Origin of the sequence: Spirillospora sp. NPDC048911 (genome assembly GCF_043198015.1) — a bacterium.
Taxonomy (GTDB): domain Bacteria; phylum Actinomycetota; class Actinomycetes; order Streptosporangiales; family Streptosporangiaceae; genus Spirillospora.
Genome location: NZ_JBICUD010000003.1, coordinates 174,733 through 190,361, shown reverse-complemented (window position 1 = coordinate 190,361; position 15,629 = coordinate 174,733). Strand labels below are relative to the sequence as shown.

Annotated in this window: 13 protein-coding genes and 1 pseudogene; 4 read left to right on the top strand and 10 right to left on the bottom strand. The window is 70.0% G+C overall.

From position 1 onward, the window contains the following. Positions 1 to 119 precede the first annotated feature (119 nt). Positions 120 to 1,490, top strand: a complete 1,371-nt coding sequence (locus ACGFNU_RS15090) for an SPFH domain-containing protein (RefSeq protein ID WP_392593829.1) — start codon at positions 120 to 122, stop codon at positions 1,488 to 1,490. On the opposite strand, the gene secY is transcribed toward ACGFNU_RS15090, so the two are convergent. From secY to ACGFNU_RS15055, 7 genes are all read right to left on the bottom strand, one after another. Continuing rightward, entirely contained in the window at positions 1,487 to 2,764 is a 1,278-nt protein-coding gene (gene secY / locus ACGFNU_RS15085; protein WP_392593827.1) for a preprotein translocase subunit SecY, read from the bottom strand. The genes ACGFNU_RS15090 and secY overlap by 4 nt on opposite strands. Positions 2,765 to 2,830: 66 nt before the next feature. Continuing rightward, positions 2,831 to 3,310 carry a hypothetical protein gene (locus tag ACGFNU_RS15080; RefSeq protein ID WP_392593826.1) on the bottom strand — a complete coding sequence of 160 codons (480 nt, stop codon included), beginning with the start codon at positions 3,308 to 3,310 and terminating at the stop codon, positions 2,831 to 2,833. A gap of 136 nt (positions 3,311 to 3,446) precedes the next feature. Further along, on the bottom strand, positions 3,447 to 4,265 hold the full coding sequence (locus ACGFNU_RS15075) for an SAM-dependent methyltransferase (RefSeq protein WP_392593825.1): 819 nt from the start codon (positions 4,263 to 4,265) through the stop codon (positions 3,447 to 3,449). Positions 4,266 to 4,367: 102 nt separating this feature from the next. Continuing rightward, positions 4,368 to 5,225 (bottom strand): helix-turn-helix domain-containing protein, encoded by an 858-nt coding sequence (locus tag ACGFNU_RS15070; protein WP_392593823.1) that lies wholly within the window; start codon positions 5,223 to 5,225, stop codon positions 4,368 to 4,370. A gap of 213 nt (positions 5,226 to 5,438) precedes the next feature. Continuing rightward, complete coding sequence (locus tag ACGFNU_RS15065) at positions 5,439 to 7,964, bottom strand: FtsX-like permease family protein (protein ID WP_392593821.1); 2,526 nt, start codon at positions 7,962 to 7,964, stop codon at positions 5,439 to 5,441. 3 nt (positions 7,965 to 7,967) lie between these two features. After that, a complete protein-coding gene (locus tag ACGFNU_RS15060; protein ID WP_392593819.1) occupies positions 7,968 to 8,747 on the bottom strand; it encodes an ABC transporter ATP-binding protein in 780 nt (259 codons plus the stop codon). After that, entirely contained in the window at positions 8,744 to 8,983 is a 240-nt protein-coding gene (locus ACGFNU_RS15055) for a hypothetical protein (protein WP_392593817.1), read from the bottom strand. The genes ACGFNU_RS15060 and ACGFNU_RS15055 overlap by 4 nt, the downstream gene beginning before the upstream one ends. Positions 8,984 to 9,211: 228 nt before the next feature. On the opposite strand from ACGFNU_RS15055, the gene ACGFNU_RS15050 reads away from it, so the two are divergent. Together ACGFNU_RS15050 and ACGFNU_RS15045 are read left to right on the top strand one after the other, a co-directional pair. Then, the gene (locus ACGFNU_RS15050) at positions 9,212 to 10,420 is read left to right on the top strand and encodes a sensor histidine kinase (protein WP_392593815.1); all 1,209 of its coding nucleotides are present in this window, start codon (positions 9,212 to 9,214) and stop codon (positions 10,418 to 10,420) included. Further along, positions 10,408 to 11,076: a response regulator gene (locus ACGFNU_RS15045; RefSeq protein ID WP_392593813.1), complete on the top strand. Its 669-nt coding sequence runs from the start codon at positions 10,408 to 10,410 to the stop codon at positions 11,074 to 11,076. Before ACGFNU_RS15050 ends, ACGFNU_RS15045 begins: the two co-directional genes overlap by 13 nt. Positions 11,077 to 11,246: 170 nt before the next feature. Here the strand turns inward: ACGFNU_RS15045 and ACGFNU_RS15040 are convergent, their stop codons facing one another. Together ACGFNU_RS15040 and ACGFNU_RS15035 are read right to left on the bottom strand one after the other, a co-directional pair. Next, on the bottom strand, positions 11,247 to 11,981 hold the full coding sequence (locus ACGFNU_RS15040) for a class I SAM-dependent methyltransferase (RefSeq protein WP_392593812.1): 735 nt from the start codon (positions 11,979 to 11,981) through the stop codon (positions 11,247 to 11,249). Between the two features lie 530 nt (positions 11,982 to 12,511). Beyond that, a pseudogene (locus tag ACGFNU_RS15035) lies at positions 12,512 to 13,251 on the bottom strand (IS5 family transposase). Positions 13,252 to 13,554: 303 nt separating this feature from the next. On the opposite strand from ACGFNU_RS15035, the gene ACGFNU_RS15030 reads away from it, so the two are divergent. Further along, positions 13,555 to 13,890, top strand: coding sequence for a hypothetical protein (locus ACGFNU_RS15030; protein WP_392593810.1), 336 nt, complete (start codon positions 13,555 to 13,557; stop codon positions 13,888 to 13,890). A gap of 581 nt (positions 13,891 to 14,471) precedes the next feature. Here the strand turns inward: ACGFNU_RS15030 and ACGFNU_RS15025 are convergent. Next, positions 14,472 to 15,626, bottom strand: coding sequence for a hypothetical protein (locus ACGFNU_RS15025; RefSeq protein WP_392593808.1), 1,155 nt, complete (start codon positions 15,624 to 15,626; stop codon positions 14,472 to 14,474). Between the last annotated feature and the right edge of the window lie 3 nt (positions 15,627 to 15,629).

Sequence of the window (15,629 nt, the reverse complement as noted above, 5' to 3'; positions counted from 1 at the left end):
ATGTACGCCCGCCCCGGCACGTGACGCGGCGCCGGTCCCCGTGGACCGGACCGCCGTGATTTCGGTTGCGGCTCGCGGGCGCCGTGGGCAGACTCGGCGGCGACCGTGAGGAGAAGCCGATGAGCGCCAGCGGTGAGGGCGGCAACACCTATCTCGAACGGGTGGTCGCGCAGCAGGCCGTCCTCGAGGACGATCTCAAGGCCAGGCGGAGCGCGGGGCCACCGGCCGCGCCCGGCATGGCGCAGCCCGCGCCGGGGCCGCCGGCCAAGCGAGAGCGGGGGGTCACCCCGGGCCCGGTGGACGTGCGCATCAGCGGCTTCTGGCGCTGGAAGAACGTGCTCGTCCCGCCGAACGCCTTCGTGGTGCACACGCGGCGCGGCCGTGAGAAACCTCTGCACATCGGGCTCGGGGTCTCCTTCCGGTTCAATCCGGCGACCGACTCCTTCCTGGTGGTGCCGGGCGCGACCCAGACCATCCTGATCAACGCCTACTGCATCTGCCGCGAGCTGCAGGGCGTGCTGGTGCAGGGCTACGTGCAGTGGATCATCCAGGACTTCGGCACGGCGTACCGCAAGCTGGACTTCAGCGACGCGGCCGACCCGATGCGGCTGGTGAACCTCCAGCTCAGGGAGCAGGCGGAGGCGGCGATCAAGGACAAGGTCGCCACCATGGGCGTGCGCGACGTCCTCAGCGACAAGCAGCCCATCATCGAGGAGTTCACCGCCCGGCTGCGGGCGGTGGCCGAAGGCGAGGACAACAGCGACCAGGGGCTGGGGCTGCGGATCGTCACCGTCCAGATCAAGGAGGCGGTGGTCAGCTCCGCCCGCCTCTGGGAGAACCTGCAGAAGCCCTACCGGGCCGAGCAGGGCCAGATCGCGCGCCTGGCCGAGCTCGAGACCGAGGCGGCCATCGCGCAGCGCGAGATGGCCGCCGACCGGCTGAAGGAGACCCAGCGCCTGGAGCACGAGCGGGACCTGGCCGGCCTCCGGGCCCGCAACGAGGCACAGCGGTTCGACACCGAGACGGCCGAACGGCTGCGGCGCACCAACCGCGAGCACGACGACGCCCGGCAGGTCGCCGAGCTGGAGACCGAGACCACGCGCCACGCGCTGCGGATGGAACGCGAGCGGCACGCCGAGGAGGCCGAGACGGGACGGCTCCGGATCGAACGCGAGCAGGAGCTCAAACGTCTGGAGCTCGACGGTGAGCTCGCCCAGGCCCGCGCCCGCGCGCAGGCCCGCCACGAGCAGGCCCTCCTGGACCTGGAACGCGAGCGGGCCCGCGCCTCCATCGAGAACGAGCGGACCCCGGCCAGCGTCCAGGCCCGGCTGATCGCCGGGCTACCGGAGATCATGGCGAAGCTGCCCAAGCCCGACGAGCTGCGCACGGTGACGATCAGCGGCGCCGACCAGACCGGTGTCGCCGGCCTGATCACCCAGCTGACCGCCGTGGTGGCCGCCCTGCGCACCGCCGCCAACGACCCGTCCTAGCGGAGAAAGCCCTCGTAGTTGCGTTGCTGGAGTTGTGCGTCGATGTGCTTGAGCGTGTCGATCGCCACGCCCACGACGATGAGAATGCTCGTTCCGCCGAAGGGGAACTCGTCACCGACCTTCAGCAGCGTGAGCGCGACCATCGGGATCAGTGAGACGAGGCCGAGGTAGAGCGAGCCCGCGGTCGTGACGCGGGTCAGGACGTGGTCGAGATATTCGGCGGTGGGACGGCCCGGGCGGATCCCGGGGACGAAGCCGCCGTACTTCCTCATGGTGTCGGCCACCTCGGTCGGATTGAACGTGATCGAGACGTAGAAGAACGTGAAGAAGACGGTGAGGCCGAAGAAGGCGGCCATGTGCCAGGGGTCGGTCTGCCGGGTGTAGGGAGCGATTTCTCGCAGGAGCGTGTTCTCCGGCCAGAGGTCGGTCGCGAGCATCGGCAGGTACAGCAGCGACGAGGCGAAGATGACCGGGATGATGCCGGCCTGGTTGACCTTGAGAGGGATGTAGGTGGCGGTGCCGCCGTACATGCGGCGGCCCACCATGCGCTTGGCGTACTGGACCGGGATGCGGCGCTGGGCCTGCTCGACGAAGACGACGCCCGCCATGATGGCGAGGCCGACCAGGATCACCAGCGTGAAGACGAAGCCGTTCTTGGCCCGCAAGATGCCCCAGAGCTGACCGGGGAAGACCGCCACGACCTGGGTGAAGATGAGGATCGACATGCCGTTGCCGATGCCGCGCTCGGTGATCAGCTCACCCAGCCACATGACGACCGCGGTCCCGGCCACCATGCAGATGACCATGGTGATGATGGCGAACGGCGTGGTCTGGTAGAGGACGCCCCCGCTCCCGGAGACGTTCCGGAAGAGGCGTCCACTGGCCGCCATGGCCACCACGCTCGCGCCCTGCAGGACGGCGAGCGCGACGGTGAGGTAGCGGGTGTACTGCGTGATCTTGGTGGTGCCGGCCTGGCCCTCCCGCCGGAGGGCCTCCAGGCGCGGGACCACCACGGTGAGCAGCTGCAGGATGATGCTCGCGGTGATGTACGGGAAGACGCCGAGCGCGAACACCGAGAGCTTGAGCAGCGCGCCCCCGCTGAACAGGTCCAGCATGCCGAACAGGCGGCTGTCCCGCTCGGCGGCGTCGGCGGCGGCCTTGAGCGCGGGCACGTTCACGTTCGGGGTCGGCAGGCTCTGGCCCAGCCGGAAGACGACGATGATCAGCAGCGTGAAAAGGATCTTCTTACGGAGTTCGGGCGTGCGAAACGCCATGGCGAAGCGAGAGATGGCAATGCCTCCACACGGGTGACGCCGCAGCGCCCGGCAGGGACACCGCGGTCAGGAATTGAAAGCGTCGAAAACCCGTGCTGGAGGCGGTCCGCGGACCTTGACGGTGGAACGGGCGACGGCCGGGAGCGCCGACTCGCCGCCGGCCACGACCGGGATGGAGAAGCCGGCCACGCCGGGGGCGTGCGGCGGCCGGAGGACGGCGACGTCGTGGTGGTCGGACGCGACGGTCGTGTCGTGCGCCCGCGAGATCGCCCACTGGACGGCGCCGGGACCGTACGTGGTCCGCCACGCCTTCGCGGCGCCCCTGTCGCGATGCTGGGGGGTGGCGGCCTTCGTCGCGGAGGTACGGGTGGTCACCGAGTTCGCGGCGGCGGCCGTGCCCGTCCGGACGAGGTCGGCGACACCCGACGTCCCGGGGAAGACCGAGATGGTGCTGGCGACCGCGAAGCCGAAGAACCCGGCCAGGAGCATCAGCACACGCTGACGGCGGACGACGTGGTCGCCCGCTCCGTGCCCCGATTCCGTCATGGCCGGTCGTCTCACCCCGTGAGCTCTGGAACGGGCTGAGAACACCCCGTTCAAGGGCTCACCATAAGCGGCACCGCCGTCCCCGTCCACCGGAGTGGTCAGCCGGTCGGTGCGTCAATCGGCGTATCAAAAGGTGTCAGGGTTTGCGGCCGACGCCGCAGAAGAATCCGATCTCCCTGTTGGCGTAAAGGGTGCTGGGGTCGGGCCGCCATTGCGGGAGCGAGACCAGGCCGGGCGACAGCAGTTCGGTGCCCTCGAAGAAGCGGGTGAGCTCGGCCCGGGTACGTAGCACCGCGGGGGTTGCGCCGCTGTCGTTCCAGCTTTGGACTACTTTCTGCATCGCCTGGGTGTTGACGTCCAGGACGGGACTGGAGATCCCCAGGTGGCTGCCCGAGGGCGCCGCGTCCAGCAACTCGCGCACGATCGTGTACGCATCGTCGGTGGTGATGAACTCCAGAATTCCCAGCAGCGTGATCCCCACCGGCTGGGAGAAGTCCAATGTCCGCCGAGCGGCGTCCAGAATCACCTGGGGGTCGCGCAGGTCGGCATCGATGTAATCGGTGGCACCCTCGGAGGTCATGCTGAGCAGGGCGCGGGCGTGCGCGAGCACGATGGGGTCGTTGTCGACGTACACCACACGGCAGTTGGGGTCGAGCCGCTGCGCGACCTCGTGGGTGTTGTCGGCGGCGGGGATGCCGGTGCCGATGTCCAGGAACTGGCGCAGGCCGGCCTCGGTGACCATGTAACGCACGGCACGGCCCAGGAACTCGCGGTCGGCTCGCGCCCAGATCACCACTTCGGGCATGGCCTGGTTGAGCTGATCGCCGAGCTCTTCGTCGGGCAGGTAGTGATCCTTGCCGCCGAGCCAGTAATCCCACACCCTGGCCGGGTGCGCCACGGTGGTGTCGATCGGGATTTCCGGGCCTTGCCGGGACGAATGTGAGCTGCCGGTCACTGAGGTGCCTTTCGCGCGGTTCCGGGGGTCCTGTGGCCAGTTTGACCCTCGTGTCAATCATCTGCAAACGCGCCCGGGAATAGGGGAAGAATTGCCGGAGGCTCAGCGGAGATTGTCCAAGAGCCGGGTGAGGATGGCGGGAGTCGCCGCGGGCGGCTCGGCGTTGACCGACAGCCGATCCCAGCACCTTTGATAGACCTCGAGGTCAGGCTGCTTGTCCAGATAAAGCGCACTGGTCTGGTGCTCGAGATAGACGATGCTGGGCAGCGCGGGTTCGGCGAATCTCAGCAAGGTGAACGGTCCGATCGACGCGGCGATCGCGCTGTGCACGGGCCGCACCACCTGGACGACGGCCCTTCTGGCCTCAATGGCGGCGAGCAGTGCGGACAGCTGGGCGGCCATGACGTCGTCATCGCCTATCCGACGCCGCAGAGCCGGCTCATCGATCACCACCCACACCTGTGGTGACCGTTGGCGGGCGAGAAGCTCCTGGCGGCGCATCAGCATGCTGACCCGCCGTTCGACCTCCTCCGCCGAGGCGGTGGGGTGGCTGACGGAGATCACGGTGCGGCCGTAGTCCTCGGTCTGCAGCAGGTCGGGAACCCACCGGGTCTCGTGGACCCGCAGTGCCGAGGCCGCCTCTTCCAGGCCGACATAAGGCTCGAATCCCGGCGGGAGCAGGTCACCGTACCGGTGCCACCAGCCGGGTTCGTTGGCTCGGCGAGCGAGCTCCAGCAACGCCTCGCGTTCCCTGGCGCCGGTCACCCCGTACAAGGTCAGCAGATCGGCCACATCGCGCACCTTGAAGCCGACCCGGCCGAGCTCCACTCTGCTGATCTTGGAGCCGGAACCGCGGATCACCTCGCCGGCGTCGTCGCGGGTGATCCCGCTGTCCTCCCGCAGCCGCCGCAACTGCCCGCCCAGCAGTATCCGCAGGACGGTGGGACTGCCATGGGTCACGTTGTCCAGCCGGACCGACGCGGGACCGCCGGCATCCGGCGCGTTATTGTTCGGCAGATCGTCACCCGGCAGATCATCATCCGACTGAGGCGCGCTCAATCCCCACCGACCCTCAGGTTGTGTTCCGGCTGGCGGTTCCAGCGTCTCACACCGCAAAGCCGGGATTGGCGCAAAAGCCCGTCCGACGGCATCGCGGCACGTTCGCCGTCATCGTCAGGCGCGGGTGAGCGCTTGTGCGGGTGGGACGCGGAGGGCCCGGCGGGTGGGGATCTCCATCGTGAGGTAGGCGATGCCGGCCACCACGGCGGCGACGGCGGGGGCGAGCCAGATCGGCCCGGCGGGCCACGGCCGGTCCAGGAAGGCGACGGCCAGGAGCGCGAGGGGGACGGCCGACAGCAGGAGCCCGGTGCCGAGCGCGAGGACGCAGATCAGCGTCGCCTCGCGCCGCATCATCGAGCGGATCTGGCGCGGGGTGGCGCCGATCAGCTGGAGAGCGGCGATCTCGTGGCGGCGCTGGACGGTGCTCGCGATGAGCTTGTTGGCGATGCCGAGGAGGAGGTAGCCGAGCAGCACCGCGAGCACCGCCACGTTGATCCACAGCTCGGGCGGGACACCGTCGCCGGTGTCCGGCGCGTTCCCGGCGTCCACGACCAGGCCCGGACGGGCCGCGGCGAGGCCGGCGAGGCCGCGGCGCGCCGTCTCGCTGCCGTCGGTGCGGATCAGCATGCTCTGGTCGAGCCCGGTGGTGGTGTGCCCGGCGGCGAGGTCGCGCGAGAGCGCCACGGGGCCGAAGCCGAGCCCCCGCGAATAGGTCGCGACGACCTTGGCGCTGACCGGGGCGCCGTCGCCGAGGACCAGGCTCACCGTGTCGCCGGTCGAGACCTTCCGTGCCCTGGCCGCGCCGGCGTCGACGGCGACCGTGTCGCCGGTCAGGTGCGCCAGGCTGCCGTCCCGCAGGCCGAGGTCGAGGACGGACGCGGCGGCCGGCGTCAGGACCAGCGCGGAGTGCGAGTCGGTCTCGACATCGCCCAGCATCCGGTACGACCAGATGACCGTGGTGGTGGTGACCGGGGCCGCGGCCCGGACCCCGGGCGCGGCCCGCACCGCGGCGGGCAGGTCGTCGGGCAGCCCGCCGAGACCCGGCGCGGTCATCGTGAGCTGTGCCCGCGTACCGGCGTCGACGTCGGCGGAGGTGGCCTTCAGCACGGTGGTCTGCGTCAGGCCGTAGGTCAACGTGAACACCACGGCCATGGCGAGGGTGGTGACGGCGCCGGCGACGCGCAGGGCGTATCCGCGACTGTTGGCCACGGCCAGCCAGGACGGTGCCGACACGCCCCTGGGCAGCCTTCGGGCCAGCCCTTGGCCGACCCGGCTGACCAGGACCGGGCCCGCGAGGGCGAGGCCGACGGTGGCCAGGATGCCGGCGAGGGCCGTCACCGCGGCACCGGCCTGCGACCGTGCCAGCAGCGGCCCGGCGGACAGGACGGCGGCTCCGACGATCAGCAGGAATCCGGCGAAGGCGCGGCGCGTGGAGGGATGGCGGGGTTCGCTGCGCGACTCGGCGACCGCCTCGGTGGCGGGCATCCGGGAGGCACGGATCGCCGCGCACCAGGCGGACGCCTGGACGACGGCGATCAGCAGGAGCGCCGCCGCCACCGCCGGGAGAGGGCTGAAGGTCAGCGGCAGGGAAGAGGGCAGCATGCCGGCCGACACCAGCAACCGCCGGAACTGTTCGGCCAGCACATAGCCGAGCGGAACACCGGGAACCAGCGAGGCGATCGCGACGAGGCCGGCCTGCGCGGCGGTGAGGCGGCGGATCTGCTTGGGGGTGGCGCCGACGGCGCGCATGAGGGCCAGGTCCCGTTTCTGCGCTCCGATCGAGACGGCCAGCGCGCCGGCCACGATGAACCCGACGACCAGCAGCGTGACCCCGGCGAGTGAACTCGCCAGCAGTGGCAGGACGCTGCGTCCCGCCATCGCGTCAGGGGCCTCGACGTCGCCCCGCGCCGCTCCCGTCGACACGACCAGCCCGCGCTCGCGGGCCAGGTCGCGGGCCGCCGCGATGACCGACTCGCGTGACCCCGGCGCGACGCGCAGCGCGACGAGATCGACGCGGCCCCTGCCGCCGCCCTGGCCGGCCAGCCGCGCGGCCGTGGACTCGGCGAAGAAGACCCCTGGCCGGGTGGACCCGACCACGGCCGAGACGCGGTACGTCGCCCGGTGACCGGCGGCGACCACCGGCACCCGGCCGCCCGGCGTCACACCGGCCGCGGCCGCGGTCCGTTCGTCCAAGGCGACCTCGCGCGGACCGGCCGGTGCGGCGCCGGTCACGCGCCCGCGATCCACCAGCCCGGTGGAGGACCAGCCGTGCCCGGCGGCGCGCGGATCCCCGGCCGGGACCGGCGCGCCGCGCCGGTCGATGACGGCGGCGGGGAAACTGACGTCGCCGATCGCGGCCGTGACGCCCGGCAGCCGCGCGAGCCGGCCGACAAGATCGCCCGGCACCCGCGCGCGCTCGGGCAGGGCGATGGGCAGGTCACCCTTCGGCTGGTACGTCTGGGGCGCGGAGACGACGACGTCTGCCTGGGCGAGCCGGGAAATCGGTGCGTGCGAGCGGAGTCCCGACTCGCCCAGCACGCCGATGCCGGTGATGAACGTCGCGCCGCCCAGGGTGGCGCACGCGATGGCGAGCAGGGCGGCGATCCGATGACGCGCCATGCGCAACGCCAGGTACAACATCGGCTACTCCGTTTCCAGCGTGGTGACCAGTTGGGCGAGCTCGGGGGCGGTCGGCATGTCCAGCGTGGCGCGCACCCGCCCGTCGGTCATGACCAGCGCCCGGTCCGCCCGCGCGGCGGCGGCCGGGTCGTGGGTGACCATCACCACGGTCTGCCCGAGGCCGTCGACCAGATCGCGGAGCAGGTCGAGCACCTCGCGCGCGGTGCGCAGGTCGAGCGCGCCGGTCGGCTCGTCCCCGAACACCACGGCGGGCTTGGCCACCAGCGCCCGGGCGATCGCGGCCCGTTGCTGCTGGCCCCCCGACAGCTCGGCGGGACGACGGTTCAGCCGATCAGCGAGCCCCACCCGCTCGACCAGCACCCGCAGCCAGTCCCGGTCGGGCGCCTTGCCCGCCAGCCGCAGCGGCAGCGTGATGTTGTCGGCGATGCTGAGCGACGGCACCAGGTTGTAGGACTGGAACACGAACCCGACGCGCTCGCGGCGCATCTCGGCGCGGCGCGTCTCGTTCAGGCCGCCGGTCGCGGTGCCGTCGATGAACACGTCCCCGCTGGTCGGAGTGTCCAGGCCGGCCGCGCAGTGCATCAGCGTGCTCTTGCCGGACCCCGACGGCCCCATCACGGCCATGAACGTGCCGCGTTCAACGGTGACCGACACCTCGTCCAGTGCGCGGACGCCACCCGGATAGGTCTTGGTGACCTGCTCCAGCACCACGGCGGGTGCCGGGGGCGCCACCTGCCGGTCTCCGGGTTCCGTGACCCGCGCAGGCGCGGTGGCCCTCCTCATCGCCGGCTCCGGCGATGCTGGACGATCAGAGCGGTGGCGCAGGCGAGGGTGGCCAGCCCGAACGCGCTGCTGACGGCCAGGTTGACGCCGGCCGTCGAGGTCACCACGTTGCCGGCCAGGCTGATCACCAGCAGCACCCACAACATCGGCCGTGGCACCGCTCTCCCCGGACTCGCGGCCTGCCGGGCCGAGGGCGCGGACGGCGGCGCCGGAGAGATGTCATAGGGGTCCGTCATTCGCGTACTCCTCAATCAGCGGTCCGATCGACGAGGCAACACGCTAGGAATCGCGACGGCCGCTGACGATCCCGCCAGCGCGTCGTCCTTGGTACAGCAGGCTGTACTCCGCCGCCGACCGCCTGACAGAGATCGGCCGCTGTTCTAGGGTCCTTGCCCCAGGAGGTGCGAATGGCGGCGAACGAGCCGGAACCGGCCCTTGCCCAACGGGCTCGGCGAGGTGATGTGGTGGCGCGCGCCCGCGCCGTCATCGACGCGCTCGAACACATCGTCGGCGGCCTCGGCACCGCCATGCTGGCGCTGGCCGCCCTGGTGTGGCTCATCCTGGTCGGGCTCACGTGCGCCGTCGGGGTGGGCCTGCTCCTGGGGCCCACCCTGCCGCGCGTCGTACGGGCCGTCGCCGGGCGGGAGCGCGCGCGGCTGTCCCGGTGGGGTCCGGAGATCATCGCTCCGGGCCCGGCGCCGGCGAGCGTCCGTGCCGCCATCGCGGACCGGACCGTCCGGCGTGAGCTGCGGTGGCTGCTCACGCACGGCACGTTCGGCCTGTTCCTCAGCCTGGTCGGTGCGACACTGCCGATCAACGCCGTGCAGGACGTCACCTACCCGCTGTGGTGGCGGTGGCTGCCCGCCGAGGAGGCCGCCCCGACCCTGGTGTTCTGGAAGGTGCGCGACGAGTCCGACGCTTTGGCGGTCGCCCTTCTGGGCCTGGCGTTCGCCGTCGTCTTCGTGGGCCTCGGACCCGGCCTCGCCCGGTTGCAGGCATGGCCCGGCCGGCGGCTTCTGACGCCCGACACCGACCTGTCGCTGCGGATCGCTCAACTGTCCGCCACCCGCGCCGCGGCGCTGGACGCGCATGCGACGGAACTGCGGCGCATCGAACGCTCCCTGCACGACGGGGCCCAGAACCGGCTCGTCGGCGTCACCGTGCTGCTCGGCGCGACCCGCCGCGCGCTGGCCCGTGACCCCGCCACCGCCGAGGCGATCCTCGAACGCGCCCAGGACGCCGCCGAACAGGCACTCGCCGAACTCCGCACGGTCGTGCGCGGCATCCTGCCACCCGTTCTGGCCGACCGGGGACTCGCCGGAGCGCTGGCCGGACTCGCCGCCGACTGCGGGGTCCCCTGCCGGGTGGACGTCGACGTTCCCGGCCGCTGCGCCGTCTCCGTCGAAGCCACCGCCTACTTCGTGACGGCCGAGGCGCTCACCAACATCGCCAAGCACAGCCGGGCCCGGCACGCCGCCGTGACCGTGCGCCGCCAGGGCGACCGGCTGTCCCTGCGAGTCGAGGACGACGGCGTCGGCGGCGCGGACGAACACGAAGGTTCCGGGCTCGCCGGCATCCGCGGCCGGATCGAGGCCCACGACGGCCGCCTCACCATGACCAGCCCACGCGGTGGGCCGACGACCCTCCAGGTGGAACTGCCATGCGGATCGTGATCGCCGAGGACGACCCGCTGCTGCGCGAGGGGTTGGCGCTGCTGCTGCGCGCGGAGTCGCTGGACGTGGTGGCCACCACCGACGCTCCGGACGCCTTCCTGGCGGCCGTCGACGCCCACGAGCCCGACGTCGCCATCGTCGACGTCCGGATGCCACCCACCCATACCGACGAGGGGATCAAAGCGGCGGTCCGGGCCAGGCGCCGCCACCCCGGCCTGGCAGTCCTCGTGTTGTCGGCCTACGTCGAGCAGGCGTTCGCCGGCGAACTGCTCCTCGGCGGCGCCGACCGGCTCGGCTACCTGCTGAAGGAGAGAGTCGGCCGCGTCGAGCAGTTCCTCGACGCGCTGCACCGGGTGGCCGGCGGAGGCACCGCCATCGACCCCGAGGTCGTCGCGCAGCTGCTCACGCGCAGCCGCCCCGACAGCGCGCTGGAACGCCTGACCGCCCGGGAACGGGACGTGCTCTCCCTGATGGCCGAAGGCCTGGGCAACACCGCCATCGCCGAACGGCTCTTCGTCACAGAAGGCGCCGTCCACAAGCACATCCGCCACATCTTCGCGAAACTCGACCTGGCACCCACCGATCGCGCGGACCGCAGAGTGACAGCCGTCCTCCGCTATCTAGAAGAAACCCACCCCAAAACATCAACTGTGTGAAAGGTGGTCTCACCGGACACGAGAAAGCTCCTTCCCACAGTGTTGCACCGAACCGAGCTGGAAAGCCGTCCGCTCATGTCACGCCGCGCTGCTGGGGCGGAGCGCGGCGACGACCTGCTCGCACACCACTCGCGTCTTCCGGTCAGGTGGCTTGGTGCTGGTAGGAGTGTTCAGGGGGTGGCTGGTTTGCGGGCGGTGAGCAGGCGGGTCGGGACCCATGGGCTGCCCCACCACGCGCGCCAGCCGAGGCCGCGCACGTGGATGTCCTGGGCGTCGAGCCGGGCCAGCACCGCGGCGTACTCGCGGGGGGTCCGCGCCAGGTCGGCGATCAGCAGGCGGCCGCCCGGCCGCAGCACCCGGTACGCCTCGGCGATCGCTTGGGCGCGGGCGTCCGCGCCGAAGATGGTGTGCACCGTGAGGCTGGACACGACCAGATCGAAGCTTGCCTCCGCGTACGGGAGTCTGCGCAGGTCACCCCCATGCACGTGGACGCGGTCGGCGACGCCTTCGGCGCGGGCGTTGCGCAGGGTCGCCGCCGGGGTGTTGCCGGACTGGTCCCGTCCGCGCCACAGGTCCACGCCGACCGCCTGGCCCTGCGGGAGGTGCCGGGCGGCGGCCAGCAGGACGGCGCCGCGTCCGCAGCCGAGGTCGAGCAGCCGTTCGTCGCCACGCAGGTCCAGCTCGTCCAGCACGTCCCGCCAGACCAGGAACTTGCCGCGCAGCGTGGCGTGCAGGCTCAGGGCCAGGCATCCCGCCAGCAGGGTGCCGGAGACCAGCGCGGGCAGCGCGGCGGCCAGATCGGTGGTGACCGCCATCACCAGCCCGGTCACCCAGAACCCCAGCACGACCAGGCCCACGAAGCCGAACCCGTAGGGCGCATCCATTCCGTACCGCGCGCCAGACATCCCGCCACTCTGCCACGAACCGGCCGCTCGGAGGCCGGCTACAACGCACTGGTCCAAGCCTGCTCGAGTTGCGGGGGAATGAGCCCGGCACGGTAGCGCTCACCGGCGGATGATCTCCAGGAGACGGCGAAAGCCCCGTCCAGGTCTTGCTGGGACGAGGCTTTGACCTCGGAAAACAGTGGTGGGCGATACTGGGATTGAACCAGTGGCCTCTACCGTGTCAAGGTAATCCACGATCACCCCTGACCTGCCCTGTGAGGAATCTGTGCAGCTCACACGCCTCCATTGAGCTCCGTTCAGCGCCGTCGAGCCCCCTCCAGCGCACAGATGATCTCCCAGTCGTCTCCAGATCATGGAGAGAGCCCGTTCCAATGTCCGTCACTCTCGGTGACCCATGATGTGACCGTTGGTGGGCCGTGGCTCCGAGTTCGACGGCCTCTTGCCCTCCAGGCAACAAGGCCAGTCGATCTACGTCGGTCTGATCTAGTTCCGTCAAACGACCTTGGCAAGGCTAAGAGGTCCTCACAGAATTAGCGGACGAGGCGTCGCCAGCAGATGATGGCGGCGGCCAGGGTCATGAAGGCTTGGTGGATGTCGTCGCGGATCTCCCAGCGGATGCGCAGGCGGCGGAACCAGTGCAGCAGGCCGATGGTGCGCTCCACGACGTAGCGGTGCGCGCCCAAGCCGGAGCCGTGCGCGGTGCCCCGCCGGGCGATGACCGGCTTGATGCCCTTGGCCCACACCAGGCGCCGGTACTTGTCGTGGTCATAGCCGCGGTCGGCCAGCAGGCACTTGGGTCGGCGGCGGGGCCGTCCCACCCGGCCCCGGACCGGCGGGATCGCCTTCAGCAGCGGCATCAACTGGGTGACGTCGTTGCGGTTGCCGCCGGTCAGCGTCAGGGCGAGCGGGATGCCGTGGCCGTCGGTCAGCACGTGGTGCTTGGAGCCCGGCCGGCCACGGTCGACCGGGCTCGGCCCGGTTTTGGGCCGCCCTTGAGCGCTCGTACGTGTGAGCTGTCGATCACCGCCCTGGACCAGTCCAGCTGCCCGGCGGCGTGCAACTCGGCCAGCAGCAGCCGATGCAGCCGCTCCCACACCCCGGCCCGATGCCACTCGGCCAACCGCCGCCAGCACGTCATCCCCGACCCGAACCCCAACTCCTGGGGCAAGAACTCCCACCGGATCCCGGTATGCAGCACAAACAAGATGCCGCACAGCACCTTGCGGTCATCCAACCGCTTACGGCCGGTGTAACGCGTGCGGCGCTCCACCTTCGGCAGCAGCGGCTCGATCCGCTCCCACAGGCTGTCGGGCACGATCCACGGCGGTTGCTCACCCTTGCGCACTGCTCCAGAGCACACCCACCATCACGACACGTCGCGCTACATGCACATTTTGTTATGACCTCTAAGGGAGGCGGTAACCGGGTGCCGAGAATGACATCCGCTTCTGCCGATGACGGAGCGCGATCGTCGTAACGGTTCCTACCTCTCTGTACGTCAGCCCGGTCGCTCGCCGAGAGCACCCGTGCCGAGTTGAGGGCACTGACCGGTATCACCTGAGACCATCGTGGGATGGATGCTCGGGCGAGTAAGGCGTTACGGGCGGCAGTGGTTCGGCTGGCATCGGCCGCGGACGAGCAGATCGAGTACTTGCACCATCTCGGCTTGAACGGGTTGTCGGACGAACTAGCGCTGGACTTCGACGACCTGTTCGCCGTCCATAGGACGAATCCCGACTCTCTCGGTCCTGCTGGCGGCGTGCTGGTCGATCTGGACCATACTCTGGAGCGGATGAGCGGCGAAGCGAACGCCCATCTGTGGACCCATCAGGCGCTGCGGTCGGCCCCGGAGTGGCGCGAAGTTCGCGCGCTCGCGGCCTATGCCCTCACCGTTCTCCCTGAGGCCTGATCGAGGCTGTACCGGCAGTCTGTCGTACAACGGTCTATTGCTATCCGCTCATGCCGCGTCCAGGGCGCTCGGTGGCGATCTTGAGTCCCGCGCGGACGTGCCGACGACCGAACGTTCGGGGTGGCGATTCCCCGCTCCGTCCTTCGATAGGTCCAGAGCTGGGCCTTGGCGGCCTTTGTGATGTGGAGTGAAGCGGCGCCGTAGTCGGTCAGGAGGCCAAATACTGGAGGAGCGCCAGGATGACCTGGATCACTGCAGCGGCGGTACCGATGAGCGCGACAGCCGTGGTCGTGGTGAACCACGGCCTGCATGGTCGGTTCTCGGCATGCTGGTGTTCACGCTCTGCGAGATCTTGTTCTTGTCTCCAACGCGGCTCTTCTTCCGGCAGAGAGTCATGGTTAGTCTGCATCTAGGAGCCGATCCTCTCTGGTAACGCGACGTACCTGGTCGTGTTCCTCCGGAAGGGCCTCTCGTTGTTCTGGCCTCCCTGGCTCCGCTCCGTCCGAATCATCACCACCATTCAGCTTCGCTAGCTAGTTCTGAACGGGGGTTCCGAGGCTGAAGTAGCTGCGGTCAGCGGATCATCTTGTTCCAATAACGAGGTCGCCGAAGCCATCCACATCACCTGGAACAGCAAGGTCTTCTTGGGTGGCCGAAGGAGTAGACGGGATTGACTCGGTCTCGCCTGCTCGGTTGTAGCAGCGTTCCATCTCATCCAGGCGTCCGTTGTCGCGGTACAGATCACCGAGTGCTCGCCATGCCTGAGGAATCCCCGACTGGGCAGCCTGGAGGTACCACTGCTCGGCCTCCTCGCGCAGAGCGAGGCGCTCCGACCTGGCTGACGTTGGTGCAACGTCCGGCCCTCGGGAGCGTCGATAGAGCACATTGGCGAGACGATAGGCGGCGTCGTCGTAGTCGGCTTGGGCCGCGCGCCGGAAGTGTTCTTCCGCGGTTGACAGATCTCCCTCACGCTCGGCGAGTTCCGCCAGCCGGTAGAACGCGGTGGCGGTGTCACCGAGTTCAGCGAGGGCGGCGATCCGCGCTGTCTCACGTGGGTCATCGGCTAGCTGTCGCGCGGCAGCGATCATTTGGTCGGCTCCTGCCTTGGCGTCCGTGGCCACTGTGTCCACGGTGCGCAAGAGTGCGCGCAGGCCGGTCGGTTGCTTGCCGGTTGAACCGCCGCCCTCGGCAGGTCCTTGCGGAGGGATCCAGATCCAGGCTCGGGTCCTGGTCTCCTTGACCGTCACAGTGATCTGCTGAAGGTCGACTACGTCCGGCCAAGCGGTGCTGATCACCTCGCTGTGGATCTGGTCGGACACGATGACCGACAGATCGGTGGTAGACATACCGGCCGCTCGCCGGAACGCCGCCCCGTCCAAGAGCCGGAAGAGGTCGATCACAGCCCGGCCAGAGACGCCATGTTCATCAGCGTGGATCCGGCCGGCATGCACCGCCATCCGGAGCCGCAATTGCGCCCCTGCGCTGTGCCGTCGGTTGTGCTGTCGCAGCAGACTCACCATGTGGACCGTGAGCGGATCGAGCAAAACCTCGGGGGGCACCGTTGGCGGGAGCACAACAAGGACTCCATCGCCCCGGTCTTCGAGATGACTGCTCGTCCGGTCGAGACCTGTGGCGTTGAACGCCCCGTCGAGGATCTGGTACATGCTACGGCGTAGGTACAGCTGAACGTCCGCAGCCCGACGGGCATCACCGAAGCCGGCGATGTCGACCGCCATTAG

Excerpts from the sequence above, each read along its gene's own strand:
- ACGFNU_RS15090 (WP_392593829.1), top strand. The coding sequence starts at position 120 with ATGAGCGCCAGCGGTGAGGGCGGCAACACCTATCTCGAACGGGTGGTC.
- secY (WP_392593827.1), bottom strand. The coding sequence starts at position 2,764 with ATGGCGTTTCGCACGCCCGAACTCCGTAAGAAGATCCTTTTCACGCTG.
- ACGFNU_RS15080 (WP_392593826.1), bottom strand. The coding sequence starts at position 3,310 with ATGACGGAATCGGGGCACGGAGCGGGCGACCACGTCGTCCGCCGTCAG.
- ACGFNU_RS15065 (WP_392593821.1), bottom strand. The coding sequence starts at position 7,964 with ATGTTGTACCTGGCGTTGCGCATGGCGCGTCATCGGATCGCCGCCCTG.
- ACGFNU_RS15060 (WP_392593819.1), bottom strand. The coding sequence starts at position 8,747 with ATGAGGAGGGCCACCGCGCCTGCGCGGGTCACGGAACCCGGAGACCGG.
- ACGFNU_RS15055 (WP_392593817.1), bottom strand. The coding sequence starts at position 8,983 with ATGACGGACCCCTATGACATCTCTCCGGCGCCGCCGTCCGCGCCCTCG.
- ACGFNU_RS15045 (WP_392593813.1), top strand. The coding sequence starts at position 10,408 with ATGCGGATCGTGATCGCCGAGGACGACCCGCTGCTGCGCGAGGGGTTG.
- ACGFNU_RS15040 (WP_392593812.1), bottom strand. The coding sequence starts at position 11,981 with ATGTCTGGCGCGCGGTACGGAATGGATGCGCCCTACGGGTTCGGCTTC.
- ACGFNU_RS15030 (WP_392593810.1), top strand. The coding sequence starts at position 13,555 with ATGGATGCTCGGGCGAGTAAGGCGTTACGGGCGGCAGTGGTTCGGCTG.
- ACGFNU_RS15025 (WP_392593808.1), bottom strand. The coding sequence starts at position 15,626 with ATGGCGGTCGACATCGCCGGCTTCGGTGATGCCCGTCGGGCTGCGGAC.